The sequence below is a fragment of the Terriglobales bacterium genome, from assembly GCA_035651655.1.
Classification (GTDB): Bacteria; Acidobacteriota; Terriglobia; order Terriglobales; family Acidobacteriaceae; genus DASRFG01.
In genome coordinates, this window is the sequence record DASRFG010000002.1 from 26,693 (window position 1) to 47,722 (window position 21,030).

The 21,030-nt window shown below is 56.6% G+C and carries 17 protein-coding genes; 6 read left to right on the plus strand and 11 right to left on the minus strand.

Annotated elements, in window-relative coordinates; all coding sequences use genetic code 11:
• Position 1: 1 nt before the first annotated feature.
• The 5 genes from VFA76_01120 to pilB form a co-directional block, all read right to left on the minus strand.
• Positions 2 to 1,429 carry a sigma-54 dependent transcriptional regulator gene (locus VFA76_01120; protein ID HZR30437.1) on the minus strand — a complete coding sequence of 476 codons (1,428 nt, stop codon included), beginning with the start codon at positions 1,427 to 1,429 and terminating at the stop codon, positions 2 to 4.
• A gap of 3 nt (positions 1,430 to 1,432) precedes the next feature.
• Positions 1,433 to 3,151, minus strand: a complete 1,719-nt coding sequence (locus VFA76_01125) for an ATP-binding protein (protein ID HZR30438.1) — start codon at positions 3,149 to 3,151, stop codon at positions 1,433 to 1,435.
• Positions 3,152 to 3,205: 54 nt separating this feature from the next.
• Positions 3,206 to 4,414, minus strand: coding sequence for a type II secretion system F family protein (locus tag VFA76_01130; protein HZR30439.1), 1,209 nt, complete (start codon positions 4,412 to 4,414; stop codon positions 3,206 to 3,208).
• Positions 4,415 to 4,483: 69 nt separating this feature from the next.
• Positions 4,484 to 5,620, minus strand: a complete 1,137-nt coding sequence (locus tag VFA76_01135) for a type IV pilus twitching motility protein PilT (protein ID HZR30440.1) — start codon at positions 5,618 to 5,620, stop codon at positions 4,484 to 4,486.
• Between the two features lie 24 nt (positions 5,621 to 5,644).
• Positions 5,645 to 7,360, minus strand: coding sequence for a type IV-A pilus assembly ATPase PilB (gene pilB / locus VFA76_01140; GenBank protein ID HZR30441.1), 1,716 nt, complete (start codon positions 7,358 to 7,360; stop codon positions 5,645 to 5,647).
• Between the two features lie 266 nt (positions 7,361 to 7,626).
• On the opposite strand from pilB, the gene VFA76_01145 reads away from it, so the two are divergent.
• From VFA76_01145 to VFA76_01160, 4 genes are all read left to right on the plus strand, one after another.
• A complete protein-coding gene (locus tag VFA76_01145) occupies positions 7,627 to 8,397 on the plus strand; it encodes a base excision DNA repair protein (protein ID HZR30442.1) in 771 nt (256 codons plus the stop codon).
• Positions 8,398 to 8,455: 58 nt separating this feature from the next.
• Positions 8,456 to 8,812 (plus strand): hypothetical protein, encoded by a 357-nt coding sequence (locus VFA76_01150; protein ID HZR30443.1) that lies wholly within the window; start codon positions 8,456 to 8,458, stop codon positions 8,810 to 8,812.
• A 177-nt stretch (positions 8,813 to 8,989) separates the two neighbouring features.
• Positions 8,990 to 11,203, plus strand: a complete 2,214-nt coding sequence (locus VFA76_01155; protein HZR30444.1) for an ATP-binding protein — start codon at positions 8,990 to 8,992, stop codon at positions 11,201 to 11,203.
• Positions 11,196 to 12,548, plus strand: coding sequence for a sigma-54 dependent transcriptional regulator (locus tag VFA76_01160; GenBank protein ID HZR30445.1), 1,353 nt, complete (start codon positions 11,196 to 11,198; stop codon positions 12,546 to 12,548). Before VFA76_01155 ends, VFA76_01160 begins: the two co-directional genes overlap by 8 nt.
• A gap of 6 nt (positions 12,549 to 12,554) precedes the next feature.
• Here VFA76_01160 and era read toward each other — a convergent pair whose 3' ends face one another.
• The 4 genes from era to VFA76_01180 all read right to left on the minus strand — a co-directional run bounded on the left by era (position 12,555) and on the right by VFA76_01180 (position 16,437).
• Entirely contained in the window at positions 12,555 to 13,484 is a 930-nt protein-coding gene (era, locus tag VFA76_01165; protein HZR30446.1) for a GTPase Era, read from the minus strand.
• Positions 13,485 to 13,518: 34 nt separating this feature from the next.
• A complete protein-coding gene (locus tag VFA76_01170; GenBank protein HZR30447.1) occupies positions 13,519 to 14,796 on the minus strand; it encodes a hemolysin family protein in 1,278 nt (425 codons plus the stop codon).
• The gene (ybeY, locus tag VFA76_01175) at positions 14,793 to 15,278 is read right to left on the minus strand and encodes an rRNA maturation RNase YbeY (GenBank protein HZR30448.1); all 486 of its coding nucleotides are present in this window, start codon (positions 15,276 to 15,278) and stop codon (positions 14,793 to 14,795) included. The genes VFA76_01170 and ybeY overlap by 4 nt, the downstream gene beginning before the upstream one ends.
• A gap of 91 nt (positions 15,279 to 15,369) precedes the next feature.
• Positions 15,370 to 16,437 (minus strand): PhoH family protein, encoded by a 1,068-nt coding sequence (locus VFA76_01180; protein HZR30449.1) that lies wholly within the window; start codon positions 16,435 to 16,437, stop codon positions 15,370 to 15,372.
• A 455-nt stretch (positions 16,438 to 16,892) separates the two neighbouring features.
• On the opposite strand from VFA76_01180, the gene rpsT reads away from it, so the two are divergent.
• Positions 16,893 to 17,168, plus strand: a complete 276-nt coding sequence (rpsT, locus tag VFA76_01185; GenBank protein HZR30450.1) for a 30S ribosomal protein S20 — start codon at positions 16,893 to 16,895, stop codon at positions 17,166 to 17,168.
• 76 nt (positions 17,169 to 17,244) lie between these two features.
• On the opposite strand, the gene VFA76_01190 is transcribed toward rpsT, so the two are convergent.
• Both VFA76_01190 and lpxB read right to left on the minus strand, forming a co-directional pair.
• Positions 17,245 to 19,341 carry a M1 family aminopeptidase gene (locus tag VFA76_01190; GenBank protein ID HZR30451.1) on the minus strand — a complete coding sequence of 699 codons (2,097 nt, stop codon included), beginning with the start codon at positions 19,339 to 19,341 and terminating at the stop codon, positions 17,245 to 17,247.
• Positions 19,342 to 19,443: 102 nt separating this feature from the next.
• Entirely contained in the window at positions 19,444 to 20,619 is a 1,176-nt protein-coding gene (gene lpxB / locus VFA76_01195; protein HZR30452.1) for a lipid-A-disaccharide synthase, read from the minus strand.
• Between the two features lie 105 nt (positions 20,620 to 20,724).
• Between lpxB and VFA76_01200 the strand changes: the two genes are divergently transcribed.
• Positions 20,725 to 21,012 carry a barstar family protein gene (locus VFA76_01200; protein ID HZR30453.1) on the plus strand — a complete coding sequence of 96 codons (288 nt, stop codon included), beginning with the start codon at positions 20,725 to 20,727 and terminating at the stop codon, positions 21,010 to 21,012.
• Positions 21,013 to 21,030 lie beyond the last annotated feature (18 nt).

Genomic DNA, 21,030 nt, shown 5'->3' on the forward strand with positions numbered 1-21,030 from the left:
ACTAGAGGTCGTACTTCTTCATCAGGTGGCGGAAGGAGCGGTAGGAAACCTTGAGCATCTCTGCCGCCTTGGTCTGAACGCCATTAGACTGCCGCAGTGCGGACTGTAGCAGTGACCGTTCGATATTCGCGACGTATTGCTCCATATTGAGACCGTCGGTGGGCAATGCGGCATTGACCATAGGTTCGGCCACAGCCCCTCCGGAGGAGACGGCCGAGCCGGAGAAATTTGCTCCTGCTGAGGCGGCCGCGGCACGCGCTTTTGGCCGCTCGACGGGCAATTCCACTTCTAGTTCGTTGCCGGAAGCCAGAGCGACCGCACGCTCGATGGTGTTTTCCAGTTGCCGAACGTTCCCCGGCCAGTCATAGCTGGCGAGCAGATCGAGTGAGCGTGGGGCAATGCGTAAAATGCTCTTGCCCGCGGCCGGTGAATACTTCTTCAAGAAGTGATTGGCGAGCATGGGAATATCTTCCGGGCGTTCGCGCAAGGGAGGGACCAGCACCGGAATAACGCTCAGCCGATAGTAGAGATCTTCCCGGAAAAGATTTTCGGACACCAGCTTGTCGAGTTCGCGATTACTGGCCGCGATGACCCGCACGTCAACAGAAATTTCATTGGTGCCACCAACCGGACGCACCACGCGCTCCTGCAGAACCCGCAGCAGCTTTACCTGCATGGCCGCCGTCATCTCAGAGATTTCGTCGAGGAAGATAGTGCCCTTGTCCGCTACTTCGAAAAGTCCGCGCTTGTTCTGATGAGCGCCGGTAAACGCACCTTTGACATAACCGAAGAGCTCGCTTTCCAGCAGCGTCTCCGGAAATGCGCCGCAGTTAACCGATACAAAGGGTTCACTGGCACGCGGCGAGCAGGCGTGAGCCGCACGCGCCACCAGCTCCTTGCCGGTCCCACTCTCACCGTGGACCAGGATGGTGCTGTTGGTGGAGGCGACAGTGCGAATAGTTTGCTTGAGCTTCTCCATGGTCGAACTGACGCCAATGATGTTCTCCAGCGAGTTGCGACCGGCTGCATCGCGGCGGTAGGCGAAATTCTGGCGCCGCAGTGAAAGCTTTTCGAAGGATTGCGAGATGGCCACCCGGATCTCATCTACCAAGCCGGGCCCCTTGCGGATGTAGTCAAAGGCACCCCCGGCTTTGACTGCCTCAATGGCGGCGTCGAAGTCGTCTACCGCGGTGATCAGGATGACGGCTGAATCCGGCGATACCATGTGCGCATAGCGCAGCACTTCGATGCCATTGGTGTTGGGCATCTTAATGTCGGTAATGATCACATCGTAGAGAGCGCCGTCTATTTTTCCTTTGGCAAGCTCACCCGAGGTTACCGTTTCTACGCGGTGGCCTTCGCGACGCAGAGCGATATCCAGGACCTCGCAGATGGAACGCTCGTCGTCACAAACCAGAATATTGCCCATTTTCTACTTTCTTCCCGCGACCGCGGCGGTTGCCCTATGGGGAGCTTTGTCAGCCGGTCCTGCCGTCGTACGGGCGCGTTCTGCCGGGCCTTGTCCGGAACCCTGGAGTACACCCATTCCCAACCTGTGTAACTGGACCGAAAGCACGGTTCCTTCACCCGGAACAGAGCGCACTGCAACTTTGCCCTCATGGGCGTACACTACTTCGTAAACGATGGCCAGTCCCAGCCCCGTTCCACCTTCAAAATGCGATTGGAACGGCTCAAATATTCTTTCCAGTTGGTGCTGGCTGATGCCCTGGCCGGTATCGGCAAAACTGATGAGCCAATCAGTAGCGGTTGGACGCACGCTCACGGTGAGGGTGCCTCCTCCCGGCATGGCGCGGAGAGCGTTCTTACAAAGGTTCCAGAAAACCTGCTTGATCTTGTCACCGTCAACCAGGGCCATGGCCCGCTGCATTTCGAAATTGCGCACCACTGCGATGGGCGCCGATCCAGGCGCGGTGCTGTTTTCCAACAGGGTGAGCGTGTCCTCAAGCAGAGGAACCAGGTCCTGCTCACGAAATTCATATTGTTTCTCGCGAGCATAGGAAAGAAAATCGGAAATGATGCTGTTGAGCCGTTCGGACTCCCGGGTGACAACCTGGACCAGAGTGCGCTGCTCATCGCTGAGGGCTGCAATGCTGGCAAGCACTTTCACCGAGCCTGAGATCGAGGAGAGAGGATTGCGGATCTCGTGCGCGATGGCAGCCGCCAGACGGCCCACCGCTGCCAGGCGCTCGCTAAGACGAATCTCGCGCTCAAGGCGGCGTATTTCGGTGAGATCGTCGAAGGTGTAAACCCATCCCAGGGTGCCGCGCTCGGGTACGACCAGAGAGGAAACAGTCATGGCAAAAGTCTTCGTGGCCCCGGAAGAGGTGCGACTGCGTACCTCGCCGTGCGCCGGAGAGATGGTCAAGGAGGGCAGCCGGTCGGTGAAGAGCTGCGCGACCGGCTGTCCGATCAACTCCGACTCGGGCTTCTCGAGCAGTGCCTGAGCTGCGGGATTCGCCAGCGTAATCCGTCCTTCAAGATCGGTGGTCAGCAGACCGCCGCTGATCGAGCGAATCACGTTTTCGTGCAACGCCTGCAGGTTTTCCAAGGCGCCGCTGGTGTCCTGCAACTGCAAGTCCGCCTGGCGCAGCTTCATGCTGAGCCGGCTGGCCAGATACGCAATTGCAAAATAGGCAAACAGATTAATGAAGATGATGATCTGCAGCGTTTTCAGTTCAGGATGAGTACTGGTAAATGCGGGAAGAAACTCGAAGTACTCGAGTTCCACGACCGCGCCATACATTACGAATGCCAGTGCAGCCGAGAGATACGCCCATTTGCGCGGCAACAAGATGGTCGCCACCACGATGATGAGGGCGTAAAGAAAGTTGAAAGAGCTATCCACGCCGCCGGTGGCGTACACCACGGCGCTGACCATTATCATATCGGTGAGCACCTGAAGGAACGCCTGTGGCCGCTGCTCCTGCCAGAAAGAAAGCAGCAGGATGTAGAAAATGGAGAAGGCGTACCAAAGCACCACGATGCCAATGAACAGCCGTTCCGGCAACTGAGTGGGAGTAAGCCGCGAAATCGCCAGCTCTACACCTACCAGGAAGGTGATAATGAGCACCCGCACCTTGACCAGCCAAGCCAGCCAGGAACGCTCGTCGAATTTAGTTTTCGCGATCAATCATCACCCGAATAAAAGGGGCGCAGAAGAGAACTGCGCCCTCGCCGGATTCGCTTATCCAGCCAACTTGGCGATCAACGAGAAGAGTGGCAGATAGAGAGAAATGACAATTCCTCCGACGCAAACGCCCAACATGCCAATAATGGCGGGCTCCATCAACGCGAGCAGGTCTTTGGTAGCCGCGTCAACTTCGTCTTCGTAGAAGTCCGCAATCTTCTGCAGCATGGCGTCCATGGCGCCGGTCGCCTCGCCCACGCCGATCATCTGCGAAACCATGTTGGGGAAAACGCCGCACTCCTTGAGTGGATCCACGATGGTACGGCCTTCTTCAATGGATTTGCGGACCTTCATCAGCGCCCGTTCCAAAACCGCATTGCCTGAGGTGCGAGCCGTGATGGAGAGTCCTTCGAGAATCGGCACGCCTGAGGTGATCAGCGTTCCCAGCGTACGAGTGAAGCGGGCAACCGCGATCTTGCGCATGAGGTTGCCGAGAACCGGCAACTTCAGGATGATGGTGTCGATCGCGTAGCGCCCTTTGGGGTGCTTGTAAATCTGCTTAAGGCCGAAGACTGTGGCCACCGAAGTGGCAATAAAAACCCACCAGAAGTGACTCACGAAGTCGCTAAGGGCCATGGTCATGCGCGTGGGAAGAGGGAGAGTGACTCCGAGTCCGACAAACAGGTTGGCGAAGATCGGCACCACGTATTTGAGCAGTGCAGCGACGATCAACACCGCGATGCTGATGACCGAAACCGGGTAGATGAGGGCCGACTTTACGGCGGCCCGCAGCTTCACCGCTTTTTCCACGTATTGCGCGAGTCGCTGGAGAATGGTGTCGAGAATACCGCCCGTCTCACCTGCCTCGATCATGTTGGTGCTAAGGTCGTCAAACACCTTGGGGAAGCCGCGCATGGCGTTGGCCAGGGTGGCGCCACCCTCTACAGTGGTGCGCACACCGGTGAGCGTCTTTTGGAATGCCGGGTTCTCCTGGTTTGAGGCGAGAATCTCCAGGCACTGCACCAGCGGAAGGCCAGCATCGATCATTACCGAGAACTGACGGAAGAAGACCGCGATCTCCTTGGTTTTGACCTTGCCGGTGCCGAAGGTGGGAAGGACAAATTCCTTTCCCTTTTCCTTAATGGCGCGTGGAGTAATGCGCTCGCGCCGTAACTGGGCAGCCAGGATTTCCTTGGTGGCCGCTGCCCGTTCTCCGGAAATCTTTTCGCCGGAGGCATTCTGTCCGCTAAATGTAAATACTGGCATGGTAGCCCTCTCTGATTAAGCTTCATTTCTCCGGCAACATACTTGCCGGGCAAAACAGATCTCTGCGACTTAGTGCTTGCCGGGTGTCGCTGCCCTCGCCATGGTCTGCGCAGCTGCAGTCGGACGGTTCAGCAAGCCCGCTCCGCGATTGATCATTTCCTGCAGTTCTTCCGGCAACCCTGAGCGGGCCATGGCCGTTTCCAGAGAGATTTGCTTCTGGAAATAGGCTGTGGCTAGCGCCTGGTTAAAGGTCTGCATACCGAATTTTTCCTGGCCAGACTGCATGGAGGAGTAGATCTGGTGGATTTTGTCTTCGCGGATCAGGTTGCGGATGGCCGGGTTGGGCACCAGAATTTCCATACACATGGCGCGGCCCTGGCCGTCAATCCGCGGTAATAAGCTTTGGCAAAGAATGCCTTCGAGCACCAGGGATAGCTGCGCGCGAATCTGCGGCTGCTGGTGCGCGGGAAAGACGTCAATGACGCGGTTGATGGTGGAGGACGCAGTGTTGGTGTGCAGTGTGCCAAAGGTCAGGTGACCGGTTTCAGCGATGCGCAGCGCGGATTCGATAGTTTCCAGGTCGCGCATTTCACCAATCAGAACCACATCCGGGTCCTCGCGGAGAGCGGCGCGTAGTGCGTCGGTAAATGATTTGGTGTCCGCGTGCAGTTCGCGCTGGTTCACCAGACAACTCTTGTTTTGGTGAACGAACTCGATCGGGTCTTCAATCGTAAGGATGTGCTCATGGCGCTCACTGTTGATCTTGTCAATCATGGCAGCCAAGGTGGTGGACTTTCCGGAGCCTGTGGGACCGGTGACCAGCACCAACCCGCGCGGCTTCTCGCAAAGCTTTGACACCACAGCGGGCAGGCCCAATTGGTTAAATGACTTGATCTCGAAGGGAATCACGCGGAACACTGCACCCGTGGCGCCACGCTGGTTGAATACGTTGGCGCGAAAACGGGCGAGGCCCTTCAAACCGAAGGAAAAGTCCAGCTCCAGGTTCTCTTCGAAACGATGCTTCTGGGCGTCGGTCATGACGCTGTAGGCCAGCTGTTTTGTGTCCGCTGGCGAAAGTTGCGGCATATCGAGCGGACGCAAGCTGCCGTGTACCCGCACTTGTGGCGGTGAGTTGGTAGTGAGGTGGAGGTCACTACCTGCCATTTCAAGCATCTTCTTCAGCAGCTCGCTTAAAGTTAGCCCCATAATTTTCAATTCCCTCGTCAAAATTTAGTGAACGGTCTCGCGCGCCACTTCTTCCAAAGTGGTCACTCCCGCCATCACTTTCATCAAACCGCTGCGTCGAAGTGTGAGCATGCCGCGCTCGATTGCCTTCTTTTTCAGTTCCTGGGAAGACGCGCCCACCAGGACCAGGTCCTTGATCTCCTCATCTACTTCCATTACCTCGTACAATCCGCAGCGCCCCTTGTAACCGGTGTTGTTGCAGGTGCCACAGCCTTTGCCTTTTTTAATCTTGACGGTCTTAGCTTCCTGAGCAGTGAAGCCTTCCTCAACCAGAGTTTGCTGGGGCACATCCACCACTTCGGCGCACTCCGAGCAGATCCGGCGTACCAGACGCTGCGCGCAAATGAGGTGGACCGCCGTAGCCACCAGGAAAGGCTCAATACCCATGTTCATGAGCCGGGTGATGGTTTCCGGAGCGCCGTTGGTATGCAGAGTAGAGAGCACCAGGTGGCCGGTGAGTGCGGCCTTGATGGCGATTTCCGCGGTTTCAAAGTCGCGAATCTCGCCGACCAGGATGATGTTGGGGTCTTGCCGCAAGAAAGCGCGGAGGGCGGCGGCAAAATTCAGGCCGATCTGCTCTTTCATCTGCACCTGATTGACGCCCGCCAACTGGAATTCCACCGGATCTTCGGCGGTCATGATGTTGGTCTCAGGAGTGTTCAGGCGAGAGATCGCGGAATACAGAGTGTTGGTTTTTCCTGAGCCGGTTGGCCCGGTGACCAGCACCATTCCGTAGGGCTTAAGAATGGCCTTCTCGAATTTCACCAGTGACTCGGACTCGAAACCGAGCTTGGTCATGTCAAGACGCAAGTTTTCTTTATCCAGCAACCGAAGCACGATTTTTTCGCCCCAGAGTGTGGGCAGCGTGCTGACACGGAAATCAAGTTGCTTCTTGCGTCCCGCGACGTTCATCTTCAGCATGATGCGGCCGTCCTGCGGAAGCCGCTTTTCGCTGATGTCCAACTTGGCCATGATTTTTACGCGGGAGATGATGGCGTCCTTGAGCTTGAGCGGCGGCGACATGATGTTCTGCAGCACGCCATCTATGCGGAAGCGCACACGAAATTCTTTCTCGTACGGCTCCATGTGAATGTCGCTGGCGCCACGCTTGACGGCATCCGTGAGGATGATGTTGACCAGTTTGACGATGGGCGCTTCGTCGGCCGCTTTCTCCAGTTCGGCCAACTCCATCTGTTCTTCTTCGGCCTGCACCTCGACATCGGCATCGCCCATGTCGTTGATGGACTGCATCACATCGTCGAGATTTTCTGCCTGATTTTCGCCGTAGGCTTTTTCAATGCCATCTGCAATGGCGCTCTCGGAAGCCACCACCGGCTCAATGTTGAAGCCGGTCATGAACTTGATGTCGTCCATGGCGAAGACGTTCGTGGGATCCACCATGGCGATGGTGAGCGAAGCGCCAACCCGGCTCAGAGGCAGGATCTGATAACGGCGGGCAGTCTCTACCGGGATCAGCTTGACGACCGCAGGATCAATTTCGAAATAAGAAAGATTAATGGCAGGGACGCCGTATTGTTTGGAAAGGAAGTTGGTGACATCCTCGTCACTGAGGAAGCCGAGTTTGACTAAGGCAGCACCAAGCCGGCAGTTGTTTTCCTTCTGCAGCTTAATCGCCTGATCTAACTGCTCTGATGTGATGACCTTCTCTTTTACTAGAAGGTCACCGAGGCGCTGCGACATACCTCGGACTCCAATCCGTAGAAAAACAAATATTTATTTTGGAGAGCGACCCCAGTGGGGAACGAGGACCGCTACTGCTCGGGGGAGATTGCAGCGTATTGCGCTGTGACAATTATTGTCAACGTAGATTGAGTACTCGCCAAGTAACTTTAGTACCTGTACGAGATGGAGATGAGAGGGCGCGGAGCGGAAGGGCTCGTTTGTCAAGCGCCCAAAATTGTCATGGGGCAAGCGGTCGGGGCGAACGACATTTAGACTAACTGATAATGAAGGGCTTACCCCAACAGCGGATACGCGCGTTCTATCGGGCACTGATGGACACCTATGGACAGCAACATTGGTGGCCAGCACGAAGCCGGTTCGAGGTAATTGTCGGTGCTTACCTCACCCAGAACACCGCCTGGACGAACGTGGAGCACGCTCTGAAGCGGTTGCGAAAAGAACGATTATTGTCCGCGGACGGTATTCGACATACGGCAACAGAGCAGCTAGAACAACTTATCCGGTCAGCCGGATTTTTTCGGCAGAAAGCGCGTTCGCTGAAAACATTCGTAGAATTCCTGGACGAAAGTTATGGCGGATCGCTTGATCGGATGTTTGCGCAACCGACTGCGGAGCTGCGCAAACGACTCCTGACGCTGAACGGAGTAGGACCGGAGACAGCCGACTCTATCCTGCTCTACGCAGGTGGACACCCGGTTTTTGTGGTTGATGCATACACACGGCGCATTCTCGGGCGCCACGGAATAGTACCTGCAGGTGCAGCCTACGAAGATATTCGGCAATTGTTCGAGGCAGCGCTTCGCGGAGAAGAATCGCAGGCGGAACAGAATTCAACAACAGCATTCACGCAGAAGGGGGAGCCTGCTGGGAGCCACCGGCCCTCACCAATGAGCACGGCGAAACGCAGTGCCGTGGCTCAGCGTTACAACGAAATGCACGCCTTGATCGTACGAGTCGGGAAGAATCACTGTTTGAAAGTGCAAGCCCAATGCGACCTGTGCCCGTTACAAAAGTTTTTGCTCAACGAGAAGTAACCTTCAGATCGCGATTAGAGTTGCGGTAGCCTTCCCAGATTGAAACTTGGAGAACAGCATGAACATTCAAGGCGCTGAAGGACTCAATGCTCAGGAATTGAATTTCGAGTTGCAACGAGGCGGCAAGCTGGTGCGATATTACTACTGCATTTCGCTGGTAGCAGTCAGCTTCCGGCGGACCTCACAAATCCATCTAATTCGCGCCGGAGAAAATGCGGCAATGAAGGGCATGACGTACATTTTGATTTCCGTGCTCCTGGGGTGGTGGGGAATTCCGTGGGGGCCAATCTGGACGATCCAGTCGCTGTACATCAATCTAAAAGGCGGCAAGGACATTACCAGCGAAGTACTGAAACTTGCGCAGCAGGTCACCCCGGCCGCTAAAACGGCAGCGGCCACCAGTTCCGGCAAATAAGCCCCTGAATGAAGAGCTAAACCAGAGCTTGAAAGCTGGCTAGTTAACCCAACCTAGCTATAATGTGGATTCGCCGCCTGGTTAGCTCTGACCTCCGCTCAAGCCAAAGGCCGCGACTCAGAAGTGTCTCTTAGTAATCAAAAGCCGGGCGAACACCCACAGCGGAAAACAGTGATCATGTTGCTGGCTGGGTGCATCGGCCTGCTCGCCTCTTTCATGCTGTCGCAGGCCTCCTTCGACCTGCCATTTTTGCGACCTACCAGCAGCGAGCAAACACTGGTTTTCGCCACCCTTTCGGCGATCATCTTTCTGTTGCTTTTGGTGCTGTCGTTTGTCCTTGTGCGTACCTTGGTAAAGCTGTTTGCGGAACGCCGGGTGGGAGTACTGGGCTCGAAGTTCCGGACCAAGATGGTGGTGGGGGCCCTGGCGCTCTCGTTCGCGCCGGTGATTTTTCTTTTCCTGTTCGCCTACGGATTGATGAATCGCTCCATTGACAAGTGGTTTTCCAGGCCGGTGGAGGAGGTGCGTGAAGACACTGAAGCCATGACGCGGTTGCTCTCGAAGTACGCCTCTCAAAATGTACGCGCCGAAGCCCAGTCAATTGCGGCTGCGCCGGAGACGGTCAAAGCTTTTGAAGGCGGCAACTTTGCCGGGGTGGTAAATGTCTTTCGAGAACACGAAATCACTTTGCAAAAAGGATTTGTGTTTGCGATTTCGGAGGGGCGGGCAGAGGCCAGCCTGCACGCCCCCGATGGCTGGCCAGCGCTGGAGTCGAGGATGCCGCTCAGCGAAGCCGCCGCGGGAGAGCCGGCGCACTTCAGTTTCGGAGACAAGGAATACATCTTGGGGAGCGCCCGTGTGGGTGCGCGTGGCACCATTCTGGTCGCCATGCCATTGCCAAGCGCTTTTTCTGACACGGTGAAGCAGATCGAGGCAAGCCAGCAGCGTTATTTTGAGCTGATTCAAAAACGCCGGCTGGTTCGCCGCACCTACGTGGGAGAGTTGCTGCTACTTACCGTGGTAGTGTTGTTCGCGTCCACCTGGTTTGCACTGTTTCTTTCGAAACTCGTCACCCGGCCCGTGGCCGCGCTCGCCGAAGCAACCCAGCAGATCTCTCGCGGAAGATTGGATCACCGCGTGCAAGTGGCGGCCTCGGATGAATTGGGCGAATTGGTGGAGTCATTCAATCGCATGGCGGGTGATCTGGAAGCCAGCCGGCAGCAGATCGTTGCCTCCAGCCGCGATTTGAAAGATGCGAACATCGCGCTTGAACAGCGGCGCCGCCACATGGAGACAATCCTGGAGAGCATTCCCACCGGTGTGCTCTCTTTAGACGCAGAGAAACGAGTCACCCACGTCAATGTGGCTCTGCAGCGGATTTTTGGAGCCACTCGAAGGCAGCAGGGCGCACACTTTCAAGTGGGAGCATTGTTGAACGAGGTTTTTAGCCCGGAAGTGATGGAAGACATGGAACCACTGTTGCGCCGGGCCGATCGCATGGGAATGACCTCCAGCCAGCTGGAACTTAGCTGGCAACGCGCCACCCTGAACCTTGCAGTCACGGTCGCCGCATTGCAACACGAGGACCGGCAGCTCGGCTATGTAGTGGTGTTTGAAGACCTCTCAGACCTGTTGAAGGCACAGAAGCAGGCAGCCTGGCGCGAAGTGGCCAGGCGCGTGGCGCACGAGATCAAGAATCCGCTCACCCCGATTGCTCTTTCCGCGGAGCGCATCCTGCGGCATTTGGAGCGCGGCGCCAAGCCCGATCCGGTTTCCCTCTCCATTATTCATAGCTGCGCCGATACTATTGCCGGCGCTGTAGAGACGGTGCGTAGTCTGGTGGATGAATTCTCCGCCTTGGCCCGCTTTCCTACCGCCCAGCCGACTCCAGCAAACATTAATGCCATTGTGGAGAGCGTGCTCTCCATGTTCAATGGCAGGCTCGATAAAGTTAAGGTACGCACGGCGCTTGCACCGGGACTGCCGAAGGTGATGGCGGACGGCGAAGCACTGAAGCGCGCTCTAGCCAACCTGGTGGACAATGCCGCAGAAGCTACGGAGGACAGCCTGTTGCGCGAGGTGCAGATCTCGACTGCCTTGCTGCCAAGTAAGGATGCGGTGGAAGTAGTGGTGGCTGATACCGGTCCCGGAGTCACGCCAGAATTGAAGGAAAAGCTGTTTCTGCCGTATTTTTCTACCAAGAAGCGAGGAACGGGATTAGGTCTTGCCATCGTAAGCCGAATTATCGAGGACCATCATGGGTCCATCCGCGTGGAAGAAAACGATCCCGTTGGAGCACGGTTTATTGTGGAACTTCCCCTGGCCACGGAGGGCGTGAGCTCCTCACGCGCGTCTGGTTCCGGTGCTCCCGTTTCTGGAGCGCATGCATAACATCCTGATCGTAGATGACGAATCCAGCATTCAGCAGTCGCTGAAAGGAGTGCTGGAGGATGAAGGCTACAAGGCCGCAGCCGCGGCAAGCGGCGAAGCCTGCCTGGAACTTCTGCGAAAGCGGTCATTCGATCTGGTGCTGCTTGACGTGTGGCTACCGGGAATCGACGGCCTGGAGACCCTGCAGAAGATCAAAGATCTGGAAGACGGCCCCGAGGTGATCATGATCTCCGGGCATGGCACCATCGAGACCGCGGTTCGTGCCACCAAGCTGGGAGCGTACGACTTCCTCGAGAAACCGCTGTCTCTGGAAAAAACCCTGATCCTGGTGAAGCACGCGATCGAAGCCCGCAAGCTTCGGGGCGAGAATCGCGACTTGAAGAAGCAACTGACCGCCAAGAGCGTCATCGTGGGCGACAGTATTCCTATGAAGGCGCTGCGACAACAGATCGGTTTGATGGCGCCTACCAACGGGCGAGTGCTGATCTACGGTGAGTCAGGGACCGGCAAAGAATTGGCCGCGCATGCTATTCATGCGCAGAGTCTGCGCAAGGACGCGCTATTTGTTGAGGTTAATTGTGCAGCCATCCCTGAAGAATTGATTGAGAGCGAACTATTTGGTCATCGCCAGGGTTCTTTTTCCGGTGCAACCAGCGAAAAGGACGGCAAATTCCAGAAAGCCAACGGAGGAACACTGTTTCTGGACGAAGTCGGCGATATGAGCCTGAAGACCCAGGCAAAAGTGCTGCGCACCCTGGACGAGCAGCGCTTTACCCCGGTAGGAAGTGACGAAGCCATCACCGTGGACGTGCGGGTGATCGCCGCCACAAACAAAGACATTGAGGATGAGATTTCAAAAGGAAACTTCCGGGAAGACTTGTTTTACCGCCTGAATGTTATTCCATTCTCTGTCCCGCCTCTGCGCGAGCGCAAGGAGGACATTCCACTGCTGGCCCGGCATTTTCTGAAAGAATTTTCGGTCCGCTACGGACGTCGCCCGCGGGAAGTCACGGATGATGCGATAGAGACTTTGATGCGTTACTCCTGGCCGGGAAATGTGCGCGAACTGCGCAACGTGATGGAACGCATTGTGATCATGAACCCTACCGTCAACCGGCTTGACCGCAAGCACCTGCCGCCGCTGGTTTACCGCGATGGGAGCCGCCGCTCGCTGGGAGATGCTTCAACGTTACACCAGGCGCGCGCGGCCTATGAGCGAGATTACATTCTTAAGAAACTAGATGATAACCACGGCAACGTGAGTCGCACCGCGGAAGTGCTGGGGTTGGAGCGAAGCCACCTTTATCGCAAGATGAAGTCATTAGGGATCGCGGTAAAGGAATAGCTCTAGTTATTGGTTGCGGGCGATGCGCTCCAGTTGGCGGCGCCAGTCGAGGTCATCCACGAATTCGCGGGAGTTGCGCCAGCCTTCACGCACTTTGATGAACAGTTCGAGAAAAACCTTAGTCTGCAGCATGGACTCGATCTCCAGCCGCGCCTTGGTGCCAATTCTTTTCAGCATCTGTCCGCCGCGACCGATGAGGATCGCTTTCTGCCCGGATCGCTCGCAGTAAATCGTTGCCGAAATACGAGTGAGCTTGGGCTTCTCTTCGAAGCCCTCAATGATGACGGTAGTCGCGTATGGCACCTCCTCGCCGGTGGCCAGTAGCACCTGCTCGCGGATGATTTCAGCCGCCATGAAACGCGCGGGCTGATCGGTGACTTCGTCTCCCTGAAAGTAGCGTGGCCCCTCGGGTAAAGCTTCGACGAGCTTGTCCATCAAGAGATCGAGCCCCTCGCGACGCAGAGCGGAAATAGGAATCACCTCGCGAAAATCGAACAAAGTTCGATAACGCTCAATGATCGGCAATAGTTCGTCTTTGCGGATGCGGTCAATTTTGTTGAGCAGCAGGAATACAGGCGTACCTGCCTGCTTTGCCATATCCAAGACGAAAGTGTCAGCTTCGGGAAACTTCTGGGTTACGTCCACGATCAGCAGCACCAGGTTGCAACCCTCGAGCGCTTCCCGAACTTCAACCATCATCTTGCGGCCGAGAGCGCTATCTGGCTTGTGAACACCAGGAGTGTCAATCAGCACGATTTGAGCGGCAGGCCGGGCACCACGTTTCCGCAGGTTGATGATTCCCTGAACGCGATTGCGCGTAGTCTGGGGTTTCCTGGTAACGATGGCGAGTTTCTCGCCTACCAGCGCATTCAGCAGCGTGGACTTGCCGGCATTGGGACGACCGAGGATGCAGACAAAACCTGAACGTAAGGCCATAGGAAGTACTCTGCGGCGGAAGACCGGCCCGACACTACATTAGATTCATTTGTTGAGGCTCGGAGGGCTGGCGAGTGCTGACGCGCAGGCGCTCGACTCGCCGGTCAGTAGATTCCAGAATTTCGAAGCGCAGGCCGTCGTCTTCGACGATCTCCCCTTTTTGGGGAATGTGCCCCAGAATCTCGCTGACCAGTCCGGCGACAGTGGTTGCTTCCCTGCCCTCGGGCCGGATGCCGAAAAGATCGTCCAAACGGTCCACATCCATGTTGCCGGGCACGAGATAAGAGTTGTCGGGCTCGCGAACAATATCACTCTTGGCTTCGTGCTCGTCGCGGATTTCGCCGACGATCTCTTCCACTAAATCTTCGATTGTTACTAATCCGGCGACGCCGCCGTATTCGTCAATCACAATTGCCATCCGAACATTGTTTTTCTGCATGTCTCGCAGTAGATGACTGGTGCGACGGCTTTCAGGAACAAAATAGATATCAGTATGCATGATGCTGGCTACCGTCCGAGTGCGCGCCTCGGAGTCGGCGACCTGCAACACATCATGGGCGAATACAATACCCTTCATGTTGTCGAGGGTGCCCTCGTAAACCGGAACCCGAGAAAACCGCTTTGATCCCAATAGATCAATGAACTGCTCCACCGTAGTATCGGTGGGAACTGCGACCATGGCAGGGCGTGGAGTCATTGCCTCGCGGACGGTCTTATCGCCGAACTCAACTACCGACTGAATGAGGTCGCGATCGGACTCCTCGAGAATGCCCTCTTCCTGTCCTGCTTCAATCAGCGCATCAACCGCCTCTGCAGGATGGTCCGGCGCTTCTTCACCGTGCTCACGAGTTAAGGCAGCCACAGATTCGCAGAAGCCAATCACAAGGGTAATCGGCATGACCAAATAAATGAGCACACGCAATACCGGGGTAAGCGATACCAACCATGTGCCTTGGGTTCGAGAGAAGAAAACAAAGGGCAGCAACTGATTGCAGACGATGACGATCAGGATGAGGCTAACCGCGGCCTGGAAAATTTCGGCAGAGTTCCAGCGGCCATCGTGGAAGATTGCATATCCCACCATTAGGGCGATTGCTGCGGTGGTGAGCTGGGTAAGAACCGCCATGGAGAGCGCCGCCCGTTCCCGGCTCACTCCTAGCCGTGGCTCCACCCGCTGCTCGTAAACGTCTATGTTTTCCTGGAATTCGCGGGAGAGAAATTTACCGATCTCGGTATAGATGCGGTCCACATAAGAGACCAAGGTGAGCAACCCGAGCGCCACCAGGATGGGGATGGCCAATGGAAAGCTCATCGGGCGCCTGCCTTGCTTCGGGACGGTCGCGTGCTTCGCTTGGCCGATGTCCGTGGACCAGGCTTCCGGTGACTGGAACGGGCAGCGGCAGATCTCTCCGTCAGCGAGGCGGGCAAGCCCAGTTTGACGCGAAGTTGAGCTTCGCGCCTTGCCATGCGTCCGTTGTCGCGTTCGTGATCGTATCCCGCGAGATGCAAGATGCCGTGGAGGGTAAGGATCTTCAACTCATCCGCAGGCTTGTGGCCGTACCGGCGAGCGTTCTGCGCCGCAATCTCTGCGGCGATGGCAATGTCCCCAGCGAAGCCGTTTTCATGTGACCCTGCCGGAAATGAGAGTACATCCGTGGCCTTATCTTTCCCCCGATAGCGGCGGTTCAACTGCCGTAACTGGCGGCTGGAAGTAACCAGCACGTTGACGTCGCCGCGCAATCCTGCGGCGTTGCGGGCTCGCGCTAAGAAGCGCGCCAGCGTCCGCATACTCATCTGTGAACTCTGTTGGCGAATGAGGACCACGTGCTCTCAAAAATAAACGGGAGAACCCTTTATCGGGCCCTCCCGCAGAATTCCCTTCCGCTTAGTCCTGGGCGTGCTCTTCCTCGGTCGCGAAGTGTTTCTCGTGCATTGCCGAAGGCACGCTGGCCCTGCCATTTCCATTGCTGCCCTTGCCCTCCAGTGACAGCGACATCTGCTCTTCCGCCACCCTCACCTTGTGCTCATCATAGGCGCGAATGATGCGTTGCACCAGTTGATGGCGAACCACGTCGCTCTCATCAAAATACAGGAACGAAATACCATCTACATTCTTAAGTATGTCGACGGCTTCCAGCAAACCACTACGCCGGAAGCTGGGCAGGTCAATCTGCGTGATGTCGCCGGTGATCACCGCCTTGGAGTTGAAGCCCAGGCGAGTCACGAACATCTTCATCTGCTCGGAGGTGGTGTTCTGTGCCTCATCGAGGATGACGAAGGAATCATTCAGCGTTCGCCCGCGCATGAAGGCAATGGGCGCGATTTCGATGACGTTCTTCTCCAGATACCGGTCCACCTTCTCTGGCTCCAGCATGTCGTAGAGGGCGTCGTAAAGAGGACGCAGGTAGGGATCAACCTTCTCCTGCAGTGTGCCGGGAAGAAATCCGAGGCGCTCACCGGCCTCTACTGCCGGACGCGCCAGAATGATCCGGTTCACCCGCTTAGCAAGCAGGGCGGAAATGGCCATCGCAACCGCCAAATACGTTTTGCCCGTGCCCGCCGGACCGATCCCGAAAACCATGTCGAACTTTTCAATGGCTTCGAGATAGCGGCGCTGGTTAATGCTCTTGGGCTGGACCGTGCGCCGACCAAAAGAGCGCTGCTTGCCCGCCTCCGCCAAGCCACGCAGGGTGGCCGAACTGTCGGCTGTAAGCACGCGCAGCAAGCTGCCAAGGTCGCCGTTAGTGAAGGTAAAGCCGGAGCGCTGGAGGTGCTCGTAATCGGAAAACACCTGTTCGGCGCGGGCCACGTCGCGGGCGGCGCCCTCAATTTCCAGCGAGTCAGCTTTCAAGTCAATGGCTACGTTCAGGCCGTCTTCAAGCAGGTGCAGGTTTTCGTCACGAGTACCGAAGAGAGTTTCAATGTTGGGACTGATTCCGATATTCTTCTTCATTTAGGGTTTGGTGTTAGCCTCCGCAGCGCAATCGCGCAATAATTGAGTGCCATTGACCGCCGAAGTTCCCGACGAAACGGTAAGGAATCCACGCTGGCGTACAGGGCACGTGCTCTGACTAGAGAGGGGGTAAGCCGGAATGCTCGCCACCAGGCGCAAGCAACTACCATTGCGGGTAGAGTACCCCGCTGGTTGGCTTGAGTCAATGGTACCGTGGCCAAGAAGTGACCTCGCCGACACTCTATTGGATGACATGAAGCGGCAGAAGGGTACGCGCCTGAAAGACCCGCAAGTGATTGGCGGAGAAGATGATCCAAGGCAGCAAAGCGACGGGCGCGAAATGGCGCTGCCGCTCCGACCAGGGGTACAGCCACCTCGGTTTGACCGAGCGGAATGGCTCCCGTAGAATAGATAACTTAAGTTCTGCAAAACTCTTCTGAGGTCAATCAGCACACATGGCAAGTCATTTTTCGGCGATCAAGCGCGCCCGCCAGACTAAAAAGCGGACCGAGCGCAACCGCAACAACCGTTCACATCTACGTAGCGCGCTGCGCAAGCTCCGCGAGACTCTCTCCAGCGGCAAGCCCCAAGAGGCTGAGCAGGTGTTCCGCGAGACGGTCTCGGCCCTCGATAAGGCCATCCAGAAAGGGATCATTCATGAGAACACCGCCGCGCGCTATAAATCCCGCCTGAGCGTGAGGGTGCGGGCGGTGGCGACAGCGGGCAAATAGGCTTTTCCGAGAAAGTGTTTCTAAGGAACGGCAGGCTTCTAAGCCTGCCGATTGTTTTTGGTACTGACTGATTTGCCTACAGCCCTGGTTGGTCGCCAGACTTCTGCTGGTAGGGCGCAGACATATACTTGCGCGCTTCTCCGAGCGCTCCCTTAGTGTTATCGTTCGTCTGCAGGGCCTTACGGTATTCGCCGAGTGCCCGCTCACGCTGGCCCGTCAGGTCAAAGATTTTTCCCAGTTGAATGTAACTCCACACTTCAGTCCATTTGGGATCAAGGTCGCCGTTCTCCGCTTCGCGGTACTCGTTGGCGGCCGCCTGATAGTTGTGCTGCAGGAAAAATACCTCGGCGATTCGGTAATGGGCCAGTGAACTGTTGCGATTGTTCTCCAGGGCTTGCTGGAACTGCTTCAGCGCCTCCGCCAGGTCGCCTGTTTGAACAAGTTGCTGTCCGCGAAGAATGGCGGTTCGGACCTTTACATCCGGTGAATTCTTTAGCACATGGTCATTGGGATCAATCACGATGCGGCGTGGACGGCCGTAGGTCTCAATCGTATAGGGCGAATCCGTCCCTACGACATCAATGCGCTTTTCTTCCGTCTGACCATCGGTGTCAACTTTGAGATCAACCGGCATGCGGAACAGGTCGAGGTCCTGATTGATTTGCCCCACAATGCGGAATCCAGGCTTGCGCTCTGACTTAGCTGCAGCTGTTTTTACCGGCGCTTCCTTTTCCTGGCCGATGCGGAAGACGGTGTACTTGTTCTTGAATTCCGGCGCGCCGGTGGAGTTGAGCCATTGAGAAAAGAACCAGGTGAGCTGCTGTCCAGCATGCCCCTCCGCTTCTTTCTGAAAATCGGACACCCGGGCAGGTTTGCCGGCGTTTTTCACGGCAAAGACGCGCATCGTGTTTTCGAATGCGGAGTCGCCGATCACCCAGCGCAGCATGTGCAGGATCTCGGCGCCTTTGTCAGTCGCAAGCGACTGGAATTCGGGAGAGAACGGGTCCATCTTGCCAATGCTGGCCAGAGGCACGGTGTCATACGCCAAGGCGCCCACTTCGATGTCCTTAATGGCCTCCTGATAACCGGCCGAACCCGCGGCCGATTCCACGTAGCGAGCCTCAGAGTAGCGAGCAAAGCCATCGCTGAGCCACCAGTCATCTCTGGTAACCGGGCTCACAGAGGCTCCCCACCATTGTCGCGAAATCGTGTTCGCCAGCAGGCGGTAGTTGACCTTCCCTGTAATAGCACGACTGGCGAGGGCAGCAACTTCCGGAGCCCAAGCCGCGGGAACAGTATCGTCAGGCAGTTCCACAACTTTTAAATTGGTAGAGAGGGGCGGGCCGTACTGGCCGGAGAAGTACTCAAACTCTCGGGCCGCGGTGTCGGCGTACTCGGAAGCCTGTTCTTTGTGCGTCGGTTTGAAATACACCGAGACGTTCAAACCACCTGACTTGTTCGTGGTCTCGAGGAACTGACCGGCAATAATGGTCCCGGGAAAACTCTGCTTATTCCAGGTGAAGGTGTAGGTTTTTTGCGGGCCAGACTGGGACCGTTGCGCGGCACGTCCGCGGACCGCCGGCGGAGCACCACTGCCAGCGGATTCAGCTCCGCTTCCAATCACCACCCAGTGCGCCGGCACGGTGATGTGCATGGTGGCGGTGAATCGGTTTATGCCGTAGTTGCTGACCGGAAACCAACGGCCGGCATAGAGCAGATATGAGGTTTCGTCGCCTACATAGGCGAGCTTGAGGCCAGATACTGGGCCGTTATCAGCATTCTCCAGGGTACCGGCGTATTCGAAGGTAAGTGTGGTGCTGGCGTCTTTGGAGAGGCCCGCGGGTAATGCCACGCGAACGGTTGAGTCCTGGGTAACGCGCTCGGCGGAGAGAGTCTTGCCCGCGGCGTCCAGCACGCGTGTTGGCCTCAGGTCATTGTGGAGTTCGAAGACCGCAACACTCAAATCCTCGAGGGCGGTAAACTTCACCTCGGCACGGCCAACCAGCTGATGTTTCGACGGAACAAGCTCAGCGTCAATCTGATAATCATCCACCCGCAGGCGGGGCTTCTCAGCCGCGCGAGCCTGCTGCCACGGCAGGGCGCAAATTAATGCCAGCAGGGCGAGTACACCCCGAGACCGCACCGAGGCAGGCCGCCTGAAAACCAATTGCATTGATTTCTCCAAGGAGATATTCACATTGGATGTTAGTCTCAGCCAAGAAGTTGCGTTTCAGCAACTTGGACCGGCATCCCTTCCTATTCTAAACCGCAGCTCTTAAGATAACGCAGCGAGCACCGCGTCTGCAGCCCGCTCGGCTGCCGATTGCTCCCCGGCGGCCGTGCTGGAACGCAGGCGCTCCCGGACCTGCGCCAGGCCTGCCAGCATCTTCTGCCGCGTAGGCCCATCATCCAAAAGCGGTTGCAAGTGGGTAACTATTTTCCCCGAAGTAAATTCCGACTGCACCAGTTCAGGGACGATTTCTTCGCCCGCAATCAGATTCACCATCGCAAAGTGTTTTAGTTTAACCAGTGGCCGTCCAAGGGCAAAGGTGATGGGGGAAACTCGATAGACCATCACGAATGGAGTACCCATCATGGCAGCTTCGACAGTTGCCGTCCCGCTGGCCACCACGGCGGCGCGCGAGTGAAGCAGCGCGGCGTGAGCGTCCTCAACAAGGGTTATGTGAGCGGGTCCGATGAGGCGGCGAAGAAACTCTCCATTGAGCGTGGGCGCGACCGGCAGCAGAAACTCGTATCCTTCGCCCAGCCGACGTGCTGCGTCGAGCATGGCGGCGAGATTCATTTTGACTTCTTTGGGACGACTGCCGGGCATCAAGGTGATCCAGGGTTTGGCGGGATCGAGAGCATATTGGTCGGCCAAATCCTTACGATCTATGGCGGGCGGCTTTAACTCGGCCAAGGGATGGCCCACGAACTCGGCGTCCACACCCCAGCTTTGAAAGAACTCCCGTTCGAAGGGGAAAATCACCAGCGCCTTGCGTACATATTTGCGAATGATGCGAGTCCGCCATTGCCGCCAAGCCCAGAACTGTGGCGCCACATAGTAGAAGACAGGCACGCCGCGCTGGTGGAGTGCCCGTGCAACCCGCAGGTTAAAGGCCGGAGAATCTATAACCACGCCGACTGAGGGACGGCGTTCGTCTATGGCACGGCGTAGGTCACGGAAACGAGCGTAAATGCGTGGGAGATGGCGCATGATCTCGCTGATGCCGACGACGGCGATTTCAGAAGCGTCAACTATCGTGTGGCAGCCGGCCTGGCGCATGTGCTGCCCGCCAACACCGAAGAATTCGAGCGCCGGATTGCGACGGCGCAAAGCATTGATAAGCTGTGCGCCATAGGTGTCGCCTGAGGCCTCACCGGCGGATATGAGGATGCTGGTTGGGCCAGTGTTGGTACGTGGTCGAGACTCACCAGTTGAAATCGTCACTCGATGGGAAGAATAGCAGCCATGCAAAAATGAGCCAATCGAGAAGGTCTATCATTCGTAGCAGGGTCAGCGCGCCGTCGAAAATTATTGGGAATTGGTACAGGTATGAAGGAACTACATCTAGACGGGACAAATTGGACGAGCGAAGATGATTTTTATGATGCCTTCTTCAAAGCAGTCGGAGCACCTACCTGGCACGGTCGTAATTTCAACGCTTTAAGAGACAGCATAGTTAATGGGGCAATCAATATGGTGGAACTGCCGTACACCATCTACATCTCTGGATTTCGCGCAATGCTGCCCGAGGTGCGCGCTATCCTTGAGGATTTCTGCAGTCTCATAAAAAGTCTCGAATCCGAAGGGCACGAAGTTGGCGTAGTTTGCGAGGAGTAAGTCCCGACTGAGCGTCAA